Source organism: Pseudomonas sp. L13, from assembly GCF_009935965.1.
GTDB lineage: Bacteria > Pseudomonadota > Gammaproteobacteria > Pseudomonadales > Pseudomonadaceae > Aquipseudomonas > Aquipseudomonas lactis.
Map to the genome: position 1 here is coordinate 42,509 of NZ_QODJ01000010.1, position 15,729 is coordinate 58,237.

Below are 15,729 nucleotides of genomic sequence, written 5' to 3' on the forward strand. Positions count from 1 at the left end.
TCAGTGTGTGGTCGCCAGCGCCAGCGCTGGTTTGGGCCTGTGGAAAAAACGTTCAAGGTACAAGTATATGACCGGCGTGGTGAACAGCGTCAGCGCCTGGCTCACCAGCAAGCCACCGACCACCGCGATGCCCAGCGGCTGGCGCAGTTCCGCCCCCGGGCCTGCGCCGAGCATCAACGGCACGGCGCCGAGCAACGCGGCAAGGGTGGTCATGATGATCGGCCGGAACCGCGTGACGCAGGCTTCATAAATCGCATCCTCTGGCGGCAACCCCCGCACACGTTGGGCCTCCAGGGCGAAGTCGATCATCAAGATACCGTTCTTCTTCACGATGCCGATCAGCAGCACCAGGCCGATCAAGGCCATGATCGAAAAGTCCTGGCCCAGCAGCCACAGCATGATCAGCGCACCGAGGCCCGCCGAGGGCAGGGTGGAAATGATCGTCAGCGGGTGCACAAAACTCTCATACAGCACACCCAGGATAATGTAGACCGCCACCAGCGCCGCGAGGATCAGCCAGGGTTGGCTGGCCAGCGAGCTCTGAAACGCCTGGGCCGCGCCCTGGAAGTTGCCGATGATCGTGCTCGGCATACCGATTTCGTTCTTGGCCTGGTTGAGCATAATCACCGCGTCGCCCAGGGCCACGCCGGGCGCCAGGTTGAACGACAGGTTGGCGGCGGGGAACATGCCGTCATGGCTGATGGACAACGGCCCGACCGTGGGCGGGTCGACTTTGGCCAAGGCCGACAGCGGCACCATTTCGTTGGTCAATGGCGAGCGCAGGTAAAAATAGTTGAGGCTTTCGGCCTTGCCGCGCTGTTGGCTGTCCAGTTCGAGTATCACTTGGTACTGGTTGATCTCGGTCTGGAACTCGTTGATCTGGCGCTGGCCGAAGGCGTCGTACAGTGCCTGGTCGACATCGGTGGCGGTCAGCCCGAAACGCGCGGCGGCCTGGCGGTCGATGCTGATATGGGTGATGCTGCCGCCCAGTTGCAGGTCGTTGGACAGGTCGCGAAACGCCGGGTTGGCGCGCAGTTTTTCGGTGAGGCGCTGGGTCCAGGTGTTCAGCGTCGGGCCGTCGTTGCTCTTGAGCACATATTGGTACTGGGCGCGGCTGGGGCCGGAGCTCAGGTTGATGTCCTGACCGGCGCGCAGGTACAGCACGATGCCCGGCACCTTCGCCAGCTGCGGGCGGATGCGGTCGATGAACTGGCTGGCGGACACGTCGCGCTCACTGCGGTCTTTCAAGGCGATCCAGAAGCGGCCGTTGGCGATGGTCTGGTTGCTGCCGGTGACGCCGACCGAATGGGAAAACGCCTGCACCGCTGGGTCGGCCTTGACGATCTCGGCCAGGGCCTTGTGCTTGGCGACCATGTCCTTGTACGACACATCGGCCGCCGCTTCGCTGGTGCCGAGCACGAAACCGGTGTCCTGCACCGGGAAGAACCCCTTGGGGATGAACACATAGCCGACCACCGCCAGCGCCAGGGTCACCACGAAGATCGCGGCCATGCTGCGTTGATGCGCCAGGGCACGGCGCAGGTTGCGCGCATAGCCGGCCAGCAGGCGTTCGCTGAAACTGGGCTTGGCGTGGGCAGGGTGGGTGGGGGCTCGCATGAACAGGGCGGCGAGTGTCGGTGCCAATGTCAGCGAAACCACCACTGAAATCAGAATGGTCGCGGTGGCCGTCAGCGCAAACTCCTTGAACAATCGCCCGACCACGCCGCCCATGAACAACAGCGGAATAAACGCTGCCACCAGCGAGAAGCTGATGGACACCACCGTAAAGCCAATTTCGCCGGAGCCCTTGATCGCCGCTTCACGCTTGCCCAGGCCGGCTTCCAAGTGCCGATGAATGTTCTCCACCACCACAATCGCGTCGTCCACCACAAAGCCCACGGCGATCACGATGGCCACCAGGGTCAGGTTGTTCAGGCTGAACCCCATCACATACATCAGGGCGAAACTGGCCACCAGCGAGACACCCAGCACCGCAGACACAATCAGCGTCGCCGACAGTTGACGCAGGAACAACGCCATCACCGCCACCACCAACAGGATGGCGATCAGCAGGGTCATTTCCACTTCATGCAATGAGGCACGGATGGTCTTGGTACGGTCGGTCAACACGCTGACCTGCACCGAGGCCGGCAACATGCCTTGCAGGCGCGGCAGCTCGGCCTGGATGCGGTCGACGGTGTCGACGATGTTGGCGCCGGGCTGGCGCGAAATCACCAGGTTCACCCCGGGGGTATCGCCGGACCAGGCTTGTACGTAGGCGTTTTCCGAGCCGTTGATGACATTAGCGATATCGCGCAGTTGAACCGGCGCACCGTCCTTGTAGGAAACGATCAGTTGGCCGTATTCCTCCGGGTGAAACAGCTGATCGTTGGTCGACAGGGTGGATACGCTGTTTTCGCCATAGATCGCGCCCTTGGCCAGGTTGAGGCTCGACTGCTGGATGGCCAGGCGTATATCGGCGAGCGTCAGGCCGATGGCCGCAAGCTTGTCGGGTGCCGCCTGCACGCGAATCGCCGGGCGTTGCTGGCCGGTGATGTTGATCTGGCCGACGCCGTCGATCTGGCTGATCTGGCGCGCCAGCAAGGTTTCCACGTAGTCGCTCAGCTCGGTGCTTGGCATGCTGCTGGAACTGACGCTGAGGATCAGCACCGGGCTGTCCGCCGGGTTGACCTTTCTCCAGGTGGGCAAGCTCGGCATGTCGCTGGGCAACTTGCCGGACGCGGTGTTGATCGCGGCCTGCACTTCCTGGGCGGCAGTGTCGATGCTTTTTTCCAGGGTGAACTGCAGGGTCAGGAGGCTGGAGCCCAAGGCGCTGCTGGAGGTCATCTGGGTCATGCCGGGGATGGCACTGAACTGCACCTCCAGGGGCGTGGCCACCGAGGAGGCCATGGTGTCCGGGCTGGCGCCTGGCAGTTGCGCGGTGACCTGGATGGTCGGGAATTCCGCTTCCGGCAGTGGCGCGACGGCCAGGTTCGGGAAGGCAATGATCCCCAGCAGCACTAACGCGAAGGTCAGCAGCAGGGTGGCGACCGGGTGATCAACGCACCAGGCCGAGGGCGACCGGCTGGCGCTCATGGTTGCACCTGGGTGTTGGCGGTGTGGATCACTTGCGGCGGCTCCTTGAGCACCGTCACCTGGGCACCGGCCTTGAGCCGCGATTGCCCATCGCTGACCAGCACATCGCCGGCCTGCACGCCTTTGATGATGTTGATAGCGCTGTTCTGGTAGGCGACCTGCACCGGCACCACCTCGACTTTGTCAGCACTTACGCGGTACACGAAATGTGAGTCCAGGCCGCGCTGCACCACGGTGGGCGGTACCACCAGAGCGCTTTTGTCGAGGGCCGTCTGGATCTTGATGGTCACCAGTTGCCCAGGCCAAAGCTTATGCGCCGGGTTGCTGAACTCGGCCTTGGCCCGCAGGGTGCCGGTGGTGGAACTGATCTGGTTGTCGATCAGGCTCAGATGGCCTTCGCCGAGCAGGTCGCCGGTCTGGCCATCGGTGTCGGCGCCCAGGTAGGCGTCGACGGTGGCCCGGGTGGGGGCGGCGATCAGGCCCTGCAAGGTTGGCAGCATCTGCTGTGGCAAGGAAAACTCAACGGCAATCGGGTCGAGCTGGGTGACGGTAAACAGCCCCAGGGTATCGCTCATGCGCAGGAAATTACCTTCGTCCACATTGCGGATGCCCACTCGGCCGCTGACCGGGGAGCGAATCTGGGTGTAGGAAAGTTGTACTTGAGCCGCATCAATGGCCGCCTGATTACCCTGCGCAGTGGCCTTGAGCTGGTTGACCAGCGCCTGTTGCTGGTCATAGGTCTGTTTCGACACACCGTCGTCGATGCTCAGCGCTTTGTAGCGCTTGAGGTTGACCAACGCCACTTGCAACTGCGCCTGGCTTTCACCGAGTTGCGCCCTGGCCTGGTCGAGGTTGGCGCGGATCGAGCGGTCATCAATGGTGGCCAGCAGGTCGCCGGCCTTCACCGATTGGCCTTCCTTGACCAGCAGTTGGGTGAGGATGCCGTCGATCTGCGGGCGAATCACCACGCTATGCAACGACAACACCGAGCCGATGCCGCTGACAAACCGAGGCACATCCTGTTGCGTCACGCTCACCACCCGCACAGGAATGGCGGTAGGCGCTGCCAGGCGGGCCTTGGCCGGCCGGGTTAACGCCCAGGCTGCAACGGCCAGTATCAGGAGAGCACCCAGCATCAGGGCCACGTTTCGTTTGATCTGCATAGGAGGCGCCGGGGGCGCAGTTGCAAGTTTTAAGCTGCAAGCTGCAAGTTGAAGGTTGGGTAGCTGTTTTATAGCCCGGCAATACGGTCAGCACGGTGACGCCAAACTGACAGCCGCGACAGCTAACGCTTTTTACTTGCAGCTTGAAGCTCACCGCTTGCGGCTCCGGCCCCGTATACTTGCGCTTTTACACCAATAGCTGCGCCGGAGCCCTTATGACTTCCCCAACCCAACCCGCTGTCGACGCGGCCGACCTCGTCGATCCGGCCACCGCCGACGGCGTTGAAAAAGCCGAGATCCCGGCGTTCAAGTTCCCTTTCAACCCAGGTGAACTGGCTGGCGCCAAGCATGCCAGCCAGCCCTGGTACAAAGGCGGCGCCAAGAACGGCCATACCAAGACGCCAGGCATGGCGCCGCCGGGCACTCGCCGCTCGATGGGTAAACGCTGAGATTAAAGTGTTGAGTGCGTTATAGGCAGTTGCCTACATTGTGCGTAGACATTTCTACTTGTAGAGCCGCCACCGATTCTTGAAAGCTGCACAGCGTTTGTTTCGTCCCGATGACACTCATCGGGGCGTGGCGAGTCAGCTTTCCGGAAAAGGACATTCCCGTGGCCCTGATACACCTCTGTGCAGTGCTTGCTCTCTTGCTCTCGACGAGCGCCGTCGCCGCCGACGTTCAACCGCGGCGAGAAATCCGTTTCGCCGTTGCCGCGCATTTTCCGCCCTTTCAAAGCCGCAATGCCCAAGGGCAATTGGTGGGGCTGAATATCGAACTGGGCAATGCCCTGTGCGAGCAGCTCAACGTGCGCTGTACTTGGGTTGACCAAATCGTCATGGAAAATTTCCCGGCCCTCGAGGCCAGGCAATTCGACGCGATCATGGGCATGGCGACCACCTGCCGTCGGCGGCAACGGGTGAGCTTCACCGATGACCTTTACCCGATCACCACCCGGCTGGTGGCGCGTAAAATCTCGGGCCTGCGTCCTGATCGACGGTCCCTCAAGGGCAAGCGTGTCGGGGTGCTGGTGCGCAGTAATCGTGAAGCCTTTGCCCTGTCGCAATGGGCGCCGGCGGGGGTGATCATCAGGAGTTTCTGGCTCAACGACCAACTGGTGCAGAGCCTGGTTTCGGGCGATATCGATGCGACCCTACAAGGCGCGGTGGAGATCCGTGAAGCCCTGCTCGACACGCCCCAGGGGCTGGACTTCGATTATATGGGGCCGCCTGTGTCGTCGGGCCTGCTGGGTAATAGCGTGGCGATTGCGGTGCGAAAAACTGATACTGCGTTGCGTAATGAGCTTAATCATGCGCTTGAACAATTGATGCAGAATGGCGAGTACCAACGCATCCTTCAGCCGTATCGGCTCGATGTATTGCCGCCCCATTCATGATCGCGAATCTGTGAGTGCCGCTCTGCATCCGGCGCATATCTACCTGACACGCCAAGATCCAACTGTGGGAGCTGGCTTGCCTGCGATGACGACCTGACAGCCACGACTTTCTACCTGACACCCCAACGATCCAACTGTGGGAGCGGGCTTGCTCGCGAAGGCGGCCTGGCAGTCAACACGGTTGGATTGTGTACATATCCATTGCTGCGGTAACGGCCACTTAGGGTTCCGCTCTGACAGCGGGTCACTTTGGAAAAGCCCCAAAGTAACCAAAGGGCTCTTGCCCCACCACTCGGCACCTCGCCTAGGCTCGGTGTGCCCGTAATCCGCCAGGGATTTGGGGGGCCGCCGCCACGCGCCATCCATGGCGCGGGGCGGCTAAACCGGCATCCCTGCCGGTTTACCCCCCAAATCCCTGTCGAATTCCGGCCAGCGTGGTTTAACGGGGCGCCTAAGATCAAAAGCAGATCAAGATCAAGATCAAGATCAAGATCAAGAGCGGCTCGCTTCGCATCGTGATTACCGTCGGTTGCTGCGAACTATAATTGTGTCGTTCTCTATGCCGCCAGGCCGCAGTGGCCTAAGCCGCTCTCAACGAGATAAACGCATAATTGGCCGGCACCTCAGTGGCAATTTGCGCCCCGGCATCCAGCACCTGTTCGGCGATGTCCATCCCGGACACGTGAAACACCCATTCATTGGCCACCGCTGGCTGTTCAATCGCCAGTTCAATGGCCTGGGCAAACGCCTGCATGTCCGGCAAGTACGCGGTAAACCCGTCGCCCTTGAGGGCGGTCGTGCGGATGCCGAGCAACGCGCATACGGCTTCCTTGGTCTGTACGTCATCACGGTCGGCCTGGCGTGAACGGCGAATCAGCTCGGCCAGTTGCGCGTCCATCAACTCGCCACCGACGATCAGCGTGGGGCCTTGCTCCCAGGATTCCGGCGGGCAGTCTTTGGCGCTTGGGTTCAGTGGGATATGCGGGTTGATCTCCATCGGGTAGATGCGGCATACCAGCGGGCGCCGTTCGTAGATGCGGCAGCGGTTGTCTTCGTCAAGATTCCGGCAGCGTCCGGCGTTGTAGGCGGCAAAGGTGATTGCCACAAACGCCTCGGTATTGCCGCTGGGCACGATCACTGAACGGCGCTCGGCGTGTTCCCGTTGTTGCAGGGGCAGGCCCAGGCCGTTGCCGAGAAAGCCCTCGACCAGAACGATGACGTTGCCGCCGTCCGCCGCCCAGTTGCGGGCTTCTTCGAGGGTCAGGGGCACGTGATGGTCGCTGCAGCATTTGCCGCAACCGACGCAGGAAAAGTGTGTGTTCATGGCGGATCTGTCACCAGGCAAGGTCAGAGGGCACGCTTGAGGGGTGACGGGTTTTTACCTCTATCGACCGCTCAGGGGCTCTGGAAGCAAGTTATGCGCCAGTGAGGGTCAGCCCTTGGATACGATGTCGCGCAGTACAAATCGCATGCCCGCACTTTCATACAGGTGCCGGGCGCGCAGGTTGCTCTCCAGCACCTTGAGGTCTACATAGGGTTCGCCGCGCTGTTTGAACACCTGGAAGCTGTGCAGCAGCAAGGCGCGGCCCAGCCCTTGGCCTTGGGCACAGGGGTGGACGGCCAGGTTCTTGATAAAGGCGCTGGTCCAGCACTGCGCCACTGCGAGAATACCGTCGCGGTTACTGGCCACCAGGCACAGCGTCGGGTCGTACTCGGCATCGGTGACGAACTGCTGGCGCCACTCCTCCAGGTGGCCGACACGGCCGCCGCCCTGGTCCTGGGTCATGCGCAGTACGGCATGGATCGCCGGGGCCAGTTCATCGCGATAATGATCCAGCCGGGTATCCGCTGGCCACTGCGGGGCGGGCAGGCTGCCGGTGAGGTCGCGACGCAGTAGCTGGTAATACTCGGCCAAGGCTTACAGGCCCTTTTGCGCCACGGTTTGCGCGGCGATGACCAGGCATTTGGTTAACTCTGGGGATGAGAACTTGGTGAGTACCGAGTCGGCACCGGCCAGGCGCGCTTTTTCGCTGTTCATCGCGCTGTCCAGGGAGGTGTGCAACAGCACGTAGAGGTTCTGGAAATCCGGGGTTTCGCGCAGGGTGCGGGTGAGGGCGTAGCCGTCCATCTCGGACATTTCGATATCCGACACCACCACGTTGATCTGTTCGACCGTACCTTGCAGCTCCAGCAACACGTCGATGGCTTCCTTGGCGCTGCGGGCGGTGTGGCAGGTCAGGCCGAGGTTGCGCAGGGTGTGTACCGATTGCTGCAAGGCCACCTGGCTGTCGTCCACCACCAGGATGCGGGCGTTGCCCAGCACTTCGGCTTCTTCCATGGTCAGGTCGGTCGGCGCCGCTTCAACCGGTGCCGGGGCGATGCCATGGATGACTTTCTCGATATCCAGCACCTGCACCAGGCCACCTTCCACTTGGGTAACCCCGGTGATAAACGCCCGATTGCCGCCGGAGCCGTAGGGCGGCGGGCGGATATCGGTAGTCAGGCAATGCACGATCTTACTCACCGCCTGCACATGCAGGCCCTGCTTGGAACGGCTGACATCGGTGACGATCAGGCAGCCGCCGTCCGGGTCTTGCAAGGGCATTTCACCCAGGGCGCGGCTCAGGTCGATCACTGACAAAGACGCGCCGCGCAAGGTGGCGATGCCTTTGACGTGCGGGTGAGACTCCGGCAGCTTGGTCAGCGGCGGGCAGGGGATTATCTCGCTGACTTTCAACAGGTTGATGGCCATCAGCTTGCCGCTGCGCAAGGTAAAGAGCAGAAGCGAGAGTGAGTCTGCGCGGGCTTTGGTGGTGGACATAAAAACCTTCTGTGGATCAGGGATGACGATCTATACACCGTTATCGACCCTGGCCCCGAAAACTGTAGGAGCGAGCTTGCTCGCGAAGAACTTCAAAGCGCCGCGTTAAAACAGATTCCGCGCGTTATCGTTGACGTTTTTCGCGAGCAAGCTCGCTCCTACAGTGGGGCGGGGTATTAGCCCTTCCAGACCTGGGGGTTCACCAGGTCCTGCGGGCGTTGGCCCAGCAGCGCGCTGCGCAGGTTGTCCAACGCGCGATTGGCCATGGCTTCGCGGGTTTCACCGGTGGCTGAGCCAATATGCGGCAGGGTCACGGCATTGCTCAGTTGGAACAGCGGCGATTCAGCCAGTGGTTCCTTTTCATACACATCCAGCCCGGCACCACGAATCCGTTGGGTTTGCAGGGCTTCGACCAGCGCCGCCTCATCCACCACCGGCCCACGGGAGATATTGATCAGGATCGCGCTGGGCTTCATCAACGCCAGCTCCCGGGTGCTGATCAGGTGACGGGTCTTGTCGCTCAACGGCACCACCAGGCAAACGAAATCCGCCTCGGCCAGCAGCTGATCCAGGCTGCGAAACTGCGCGCCCAGTTCTTGCTCCAGCGCGGTCTTGCGGCTGTTGCCGCTGTAAAGGATCGGCATATTGAAGCCCAGGCGCCCACGCCGGGCCACGGCTGCGCCGATATTGCCCATGCCGACAATGCCCAGGGTCTTGCCGTGCACGTCGCACCCAAACAACGGCGCGCCCACGCTGGCTTTCCATTGGCCGGCCTTGGTCCAGGCATCCAATTCGGCCACGCGGCGTGCGCTGCTCATCAGCAACGCAAAGGCTAGGTCGGCAGTGCTTTCGGTGAGCACATCGGGGGTGTTGGTGAGCATGATCCCGCGCTCGTTGAAGTACGGCACGTCGTAGTTGTCGTAGCCCACCGATACGCTGGACACCACCTCCAGTTTGCTCGCGCTTTCCAGTTGCTCGCGGCCCAGCTTGCGGCCCACGCCGATCAAACCGTGGGCATGGGGCAGGGCTTCGTTGAACTGAGCATTGATGTCACCCAGCTTGGGGTTAGGCGCGATCACCTCGAAATCCTGTTGCAGGCGTTCGATCATCGGTGGGGTGATACGGCTGAAGGCCAGGACAGTCTTTTTCATTGCAGAACTCCACTCAACATGTGGGAGCTGGCTTGCCTGCGATGACGGTGTGTCAGCCACTATTGTGTTGGCTGATCCACCGTCATCGCAGGCAAGCCAGCTCCCACAATGAATTTTTAGGGGGTGGGAAGCAGCATTTCAAAATCAGTTCGCCATCCGCACACCACCGCTCAACTCATACGCCACCAACTCCGCCTGGTGCGCCGCCAGAATTTCCGGCAACGAACCGCGCAGGTATTCCACCCACGTCTTGATCTTCGCATCCAGGTATTGGCGCGAGGGGTAGATGGCGTACAGGTTCAGCTCCTGGGAACGGTAGGTCGGCATCACCCGTACCAGTGTGCCGTTGCGCAGCCCTTCGATGGCGGCGTACACCGGCAGCAGGCCGACGCCCATGCCGCTGGTGATCGCGGTTTTCATCGCGTCGGCCGAGTTCACCAGGAACGGCGAGCTGTTGATCGCCACGCTTTCCTGGCCTTCCGGGCCGTTGAAGGTCCATTTGTCCAGCTGGACCACCGGGCTGACCAGGCGCAGGCACGCATGGTTGAGCAAGTCCTGGGGCCGTTGCGCGCAGCCCTTGGCCTTGACGTAGTCCGGCGAGGCGCAGGCGATGCTGTAGGTGATGCCCAGGCGCTGGGACACAAAACCTGAGTCCGGCAGTTCGCTGGCCAGCACGATGGACACGTCGTAGCCCTCGTCGAGCAGGTCCGGCACGCGGTTGGCCAGGGTCAGGTCGAAGGTCACGTCGGGATGGGTGCGGCGGTAGCGGGCAATCGCATCAATGACGAAATGCTGGCCGATGCCGGTCATGGTGTGCACTTTCAACTGCCCGGCCGGGCGTGCGTGGGCGTCGCTGGCCTCGGCCTCGGCCTCTTCGACGTAGGCGAGGATCTGCTCGCAGCGCAGCAAATAGCGTTTGCCGGCTTCGGTCAGCGCGATGCGTCGGGTGGTGCGGTTGAGCAAGCGGGTTTGCAGGTGGGCCTCAAGGTTGGAGACCGCGCGCGAGACGTTGGCCGTGGTGGTGTCCAGTTGCACGGCGGCGGCGGTGAAGCTGCCGGCCTCGGCCACACAACTGAAGGCGCGCATGTTTTGCAAAGTGTCCATGGAGTGTTCTCAAGGGAGATAGCAAATTGTGACAGAAAGTTACGCTTTCAGTGATCCCTACCAACGGATTATCGCCTGAACGGTAACAAAGATTCACAGGAATGCCAGCTTATCGTCCTCCATGGCGCCGCCTAGAATTGCGCCACCTCTTGCGCAACACCCTCTCAGGAATTCGCTTGCCGTGCCGCGTCGCATCAGTAGAGAGCTGAAGACTCTCAGTGTTTGGGCTTTAACGTCAGTCATCAGCGGTTGCATCGGAACCGGAGGAATCGCCCCCCAAGGGCAGGCGATCAACGCCAATAGCCTGGCCACCGACGCCGCGATCCAGAGCGCCGCCCGCGACGCCCACTGGCCTACCGCCCAATGGTGGCAGGCCTACGGCGACCCGCAGCTCAACCGTTGGGTCGAACTCGCCACCCATAACAGCCCCAGTCTCGCCGTGGCCGCCGCCCGTGTGCGCCAAGCCCGGGCGCTGGCCGGGGTGGCCGAGTCGGCCGAGTCGCTGCAGATCAACAGCGACACTACCCTCAAGCGCCACAACTGGCCCAAGGATCAGTTCTACGGCCCCGGCGAACTGAGCGGCGCCAACACCTGGGACAACAACTCGTCCCTGGGCCTGAGCTACGCCCTTGACCTGTGGGGCCGGGAAAGCAACAGCACCGAACGCGCCGTCGACCTGGCGCACATGAGCGCCGCCGAAGCGCGCTTGGCGCAACTCGAACTGCAAAACAACGTGGTGCGCGCCTATATCCAGCTGTCGTTGCACTACGCCAACCGCGACATCGCGGCCGCCACCCTGGCCCAGCAACAGCAGATCCTGGACCTGGCCAACAAACGCCTGAGCGCCGGGATCGGCACTCACTTTGACGTCAGCCAGGCCGAAACCCCGCTGCCAGAAACCCATCGCCAACTGGATGCCCTGGACGAGGAAATCGCCCTGAGCCGTAACCAAGTGGCGGCGTTGGCCGGCAAAGGCCCGGGGGAGGGCGCGCAATTGCAGCGTCCGACCCTGGCCCTCGCCGCGCCGTTGAAACTGCCCTCCAGCCTGCCCGCGCAGTTGCTCGGCCAACGCCCGGACGTGGTTGCCAGTCGCTGGCAGGTAGCGGCCCAGGCGCGGGGTATCGATGTGGCTCATGCAGGCTTCTACCCCAACGTCGACCTGGTCGGCAGCCTCGGCTACATGGCCACTGGCGGCGGCATGCTGGAGTTTCTGGCCGGTAAGAAATTCAACTACAACGTCGGCCCGGCGATCACCTTGCCGATCTTCGACGGCGGCCGCCTGCGTGCGCAATTGGGTGAAGCCAGTGCCGGCTATGACATCGCGGTGGCCCAGTACAACCAGACCCTGGTCAATGCGCTCAAGGGCATCAGCGACCAGTTGATCCGTCGCGAGTCCATGGACAAGCAATCGGCCTTCGCCGCGCAGTCAGTGGCCTCGGCGCAGAAGACCTACGACATCGCCATGATCGCCTATCAACGTGGCCTCACTGACTACCTCAACGTGCTCAACGCCCAAACCTTGTTGTTTCGTCAGCAGCAAATCGAACAACAGGTGCAGGCGGCACGCCTGAGCGCCCATGCCGAATTGGTGACCGCCCTGGGCGGCGGCCTCGGTGCGGGCGACGATGTGCCTGCGGATGCCAAGACAATCCCAAGCAAGACCCCGGCGGCGCTCGCCGTGTTTGATCACTGAGTAGGCCTTGATGACTACCTTGCCTGCACCGCTGCGCTGGCTGCATTCCCTTGAGTGGCGCCGTGGTTTCTTCGACTGGGCACGCAGCGATGGCGTGACCTGGGTGTATATCTTCAAAGTGTTGGTCGCTGCGTTCCTGACGCTGTGGCTGGCCATGCGCCTGGAACTGCCGCAACCGCGCACGGCGATGATCACCGTATTTATCGTGATGCAGCCCCAGAGCGGCCAGGTGTTCGCCAAGAGCTTCTATCGCTTCCTCGGCACCTTGGCGGGCTCGGCGGTGATGGTGCTGCTGATCGCGTTGTTTGCGCAGAACACCGAACTGTTCCTCGGTGCGCTGGCGATCTGGGTGGGCATTTGCACCGCTGGCGCCACGCGCAACCGCAACTTTCGCGCCTATGGGTTCGTGCTCGCCGGCTACACCGCGGCGATGGTCGGCCTGCCGGCCCTGGCCCACCCGGACGGCGCCTTTATGGCGGCGGTGTGGCGGGTGTTGGAAATTTCCCTGGGGATACTGTGCTCGACGCTGGTCAGCGCCGCCATCCTGCCGCAGACCTCCAGCGCGGCCATGCGCAACGCGTTGTACCAGCGCTTTGGCGTGTTCGCCTTGTTCGTGACCGATGGCCTGCGCGGGCGCAGCCAGCGCGAAGGCTTCGAGGCCAGCAACGTGCGCTTTATTGCCGAAGCCGTGGGCCTGGAAGGCTTGCGTAGCGTCACCGTGTTTGAAGACCCGCACATGCGTCGACGCAATGGGCGGCTCAGTCGCCTCAACAGCGAATTCATGAGCATCACCACGCGCTTCAACGCCTTGCACCAATTGCTTGAACGCTTGCGCGCCGATGAGGCCGACCATGTGGTGGCAGCGATCAAACCCGGCCTGCAAGACCTGGCCGAAGTGCTCGACAGCTTCTCTGGCCGCGCCCTCACCAGCCCCGATGCCGCGCGCCTGGTCAACCAACTGAGCGCCTACAAGGACGGCTTGCCCGCCAAGGTGCGCAGCCTGCGGGCGAGCTTCCAGGAAGACAACCCGACGGACGCCGAGCAGTTGGATTTCCACACCGCCTACGAGCTGCTGTACCGCTTCGTCGACGACCTGCACAACTACGCGCAAACCCACGCGTCCCTGGCCGACCATCGTCATGCGCGGGAGGATTGGCACGAAGCCTACACACCAAAAACCAACTGGTTGGCCTGCGCTGCGGCCGGTGTACGCGCCTCGTTTATCCTGGTTGTGCTGGGCAGTTACTGGGTGGCCACGGCCTGGCCCAGCGGCGCCACCATGACCCTGATCGCGGCGGCCACGGTGGGCCTGTCTGCCGCCACGCCTAATCCCAAGCGCATGGCATTCCAGATGGCCTGCGGCACCTTGATCGGCGCGTTGGTCGGCTTTGTCGAAATGTTCTTCGTGTTCCCCTGGATCGACGGTTTCCCGCTGCTGTGCGTGATGCTCGCACCGGTGATCATCTTCGGTGCCTTCCTGTCCTCACGCCCGCAATACGCCGGTGTGGGCGTGGGCCTGCTGATCTTCTTCAGCACCGGTTCGGTGCCGGATAACCTCACCGTCTACAACCCTTACCTCTTTATTAACGACTACATCGCCATGGTCATCGGCATGCTGGTGTGCGCGGCGGCGGGGGCGATCATTCTGCCGCCCAACAGCCGCTGGTTGTGGCGCCGCCTGGAGCAAGACCTGCGTGAGCAAGTGGTGTATGCGATCAGCGGCAAGCTCAAAGGCCTGGCGTCGAGCTTTGAGAGCCGCACCCGCGACCTGCTGCACCAGGCGTATGGCCTCGCGGCCGGCCAGCCACAGGTGCAACGCGATTTGCTGCGCTGGATGTTCGTGGTGCTGGAGGTCGGCCACGCGATCATCGAGCTGCGCAAGGAACAGGCGATTTTGCCGGTGCACCCGGCGTATGCCGAATCCCAGCCGTGGCGCCAGGCGATCCGTGTGATGGGGCGCTCGCTGGTGCGGCTGTTCCTGCAACCCAGCGCCAGCAACCTGGAGCGCGGATTGATTGCTGTCGACCATGCGATCAGCCGCGTGCAGGCCACCGACGAACCCTTCGCCCCGCACTTCGACACCTCGGCCCTGCGCCGGGTGAAGAGCTACCTGCACTTTATTCGCACCTCGTTGCTCGACCCGCAATCGCCTCTGGCCGCCCTCAAAGGAGCCCCGAATGCCGCGTGAAATTGCATTCCATGGCATTTACATGCCGACCATGACCCTGATGTTCTTGATCGCAGCGGGGCTGGCCTGGGCGGTTGACCGCTTCCTGGCTGGGTTCGACCTGTACCGGTTTTTCTGGCACCCGGCGCTGCTGCGCCTGAGCCTGTTCGCTTGCCTGTTCGGCGCCCTGGCGCTGAGCGTCTACCGTTGAGAATGCCCCGATGAAAAAGTTTTTCAGCCTGCTCGCTACCTTGCTGGTTTTGGCCTTGGCGATCTGGATTGGCCGCACGTTGTGGGTGCACTACATGCAAACGCCGTGGACCCGCGATGGCCGCGTACGTGCCGATATCATTAATGTGGCCGCTGATGTTACCGGCGAAGTGGTGGACGTGCCGGTACGTGATAACCAGTTGGTGAAAAAAGGCGACCTGCTGATGCAGATCGACCCCGAGCACTACCGCATTGCCGTCAAGCAAGCGCAATCGCTGGTGGCCTCACGCAAGGCCACCTGGGAAATGCGCAAGGTCAACGCCCACCGCCGTGCCGACCTGGACGCCCTGGTGATCTCCAAGGAGAACCGCGACGACGCCAGCAACATCGCTGACTCGGCCTTGGCCGATTATCAGCACGCGCTGGCGCAACTGGAGGCCGCCGAACTCAACTTGAAACGCACGCAAGTGCTGGCGGCGGTGGATGGCTATGTCACCAACCTCAACGTGCATCGCGGCGACTATGCGCGTATTGGCGAGGCGAAGATGGCCGTGGTGGATATGAATTCGTTCTGGGTGTATGGCTTCTTTGAAGAAACCAAGCTGCCCCATGTGAAGGTAGGCGACACAGCCGATATGCAATTGATGAGCGGCGAGACCTTGAAGGGCCATGTGGAAAGCATCTCGCGTGGCATCTACGACCGCGACAACCCCGAGAGCCGTGAACTGATCGCCGATGTGAACCCGACCTTCAACTGGGTGCGGTTGGCCCAGCGTGTGCCGGTGCGGATTCACATTGATGAAGTGCCGGAAGGCGTGTTGTTGGCGGCAGGGATTACCTGCACGGTGATCGTCAACCCAACACAAAACTAAACTGTGGGAGCTGGCTTGCCTGCGATAGCGGACTGTCAGTTGAAGTATTTGTAGCTGAC

General features: G+C 62.2%; 13 protein-coding genes. 6 read left to right on the plus strand and 7 right to left on the minus strand.

The genetic code is table 11. The annotated features are described in order from the left end of the window. Positions 1 to 3,096, minus strand: coding sequence for a multidrug efflux RND transporter permease subunit (locus DK871_RS08330; protein WP_161904648.1), 3,096 nt, complete (start codon positions 3,094 to 3,096; stop codon positions 1 to 3). After that, entirely contained in the window at positions 3,093 to 4,259 is a 1,167-nt protein-coding gene (locus DK871_RS08335) for an efflux RND transporter periplasmic adaptor subunit (RefSeq protein ID WP_161904649.1), read from the minus strand. The genes DK871_RS08330 and DK871_RS08335 overlap by 4 nt, the downstream gene beginning before the upstream one ends. Before the next feature lie 215 nt (positions 4,260 to 4,474). Here DK871_RS08335 and DK871_RS08340 point away from each other — a divergent pair, with 215 nt between their 5' ends. After that, the gene (locus DK871_RS08340) at positions 4,475 to 4,708 is read left to right on the plus strand and encodes a hypothetical protein (protein ID WP_044271955.1); all 234 of its coding nucleotides are present in this window, start codon (positions 4,475 to 4,477) and stop codon (positions 4,706 to 4,708) included. Positions 4,709 to 4,869: 161 nt separating this feature from the next. Further along, positions 4,870 to 5,652 (plus strand): transporter substrate-binding domain-containing protein, encoded by a 783-nt coding sequence (locus tag DK871_RS08345; protein ID WP_161904650.1) that lies wholly within the window; start codon positions 4,870 to 4,872, stop codon positions 5,650 to 5,652. Positions 5,653 to 6,232: 580 nt separating this feature from the next. On the opposite strand, the gene DK871_RS08350 is transcribed toward DK871_RS08345, so the two are convergent. From DK871_RS08350 to DK871_RS08370, 5 genes are all read right to left on the minus strand, one after another. Beyond that, the gene (locus DK871_RS08350) at positions 6,233 to 6,976 is read right to left on the minus strand and encodes a YkgJ family cysteine cluster protein (protein ID WP_161904651.1); all 744 of its coding nucleotides are present in this window, start codon (positions 6,974 to 6,976) and stop codon (positions 6,233 to 6,235) included. Positions 6,977 to 7,084: 108 nt separating this feature from the next. Continuing rightward, entirely contained in the window at positions 7,085 to 7,567 is a 483-nt protein-coding gene (locus DK871_RS08355) for an N-acetyltransferase (protein ID WP_161904652.1), read from the minus strand. 3 nt (positions 7,568 to 7,570) lie between these two features. Then, the gene (locus tag DK871_RS08360) at positions 7,571 to 8,473 is read right to left on the minus strand and encodes a chemotaxis protein CheV (protein ID WP_161904653.1); all 903 of its coding nucleotides are present in this window, start codon (positions 8,471 to 8,473) and stop codon (positions 7,571 to 7,573) included. 176 nt (positions 8,474 to 8,649) lie between these two features. Then, the gene (locus DK871_RS08365; protein WP_161904654.1) at positions 8,650 to 9,624 is read right to left on the minus strand and encodes a D-glycerate dehydrogenase; all 975 of its coding nucleotides are present in this window, start codon (positions 9,622 to 9,624) and stop codon (positions 8,650 to 8,652) included. 144 nt (positions 9,625 to 9,768) lie between these two features. Beyond that, positions 9,769 to 10,728: a LysR family transcriptional regulator gene (locus DK871_RS08370; protein WP_034126355.1), complete on the minus strand. Its 960-nt coding sequence runs from the start codon at positions 10,726 to 10,728 to the stop codon at positions 9,769 to 9,771. Positions 10,729 to 10,909: 181 nt separating this feature from the next. On the opposite strand from DK871_RS08370, the gene DK871_RS08375 reads away from it, so the two are divergent. Genes DK871_RS08375 through DK871_RS08390 form a run of 4 tightly spaced genes read left to right on the plus strand, consistent with a single transcriptional unit; the run spans position 10,910 to position 15,670 of the window. Next, positions 10,910 to 12,421, plus strand: a complete 1,512-nt coding sequence (locus DK871_RS08375) for an efflux transporter outer membrane subunit (RefSeq protein ID WP_161904655.1) — start codon at positions 10,910 to 10,912, stop codon at positions 12,419 to 12,421. A gap of 10 nt (positions 12,422 to 12,431) precedes the next feature. After that, on the plus strand, positions 12,432 to 14,609 hold the full coding sequence (locus DK871_RS08380) for an FUSC family protein (protein ID WP_161904656.1): 2,178 nt from the start codon (positions 12,432 to 12,434) through the stop codon (positions 14,607 to 14,609). Beyond that, entirely contained in the window at positions 14,599 to 14,799 is a 201-nt protein-coding gene (locus DK871_RS08385; RefSeq protein WP_003188711.1) for a DUF1656 domain-containing protein, read from the plus strand. The genes DK871_RS08380 and DK871_RS08385 overlap by 11 nt, the downstream gene beginning before the upstream one ends. Before the next feature lie 10 nt (positions 14,800 to 14,809). Further along, positions 14,810 to 15,670, plus strand: a complete 861-nt coding sequence (locus tag DK871_RS08390) for an HlyD family secretion protein (RefSeq protein WP_044270477.1) — start codon at positions 14,810 to 14,812, stop codon at positions 15,668 to 15,670. Positions 15,671 to 15,729: the final 59 nt, after the last annotated feature.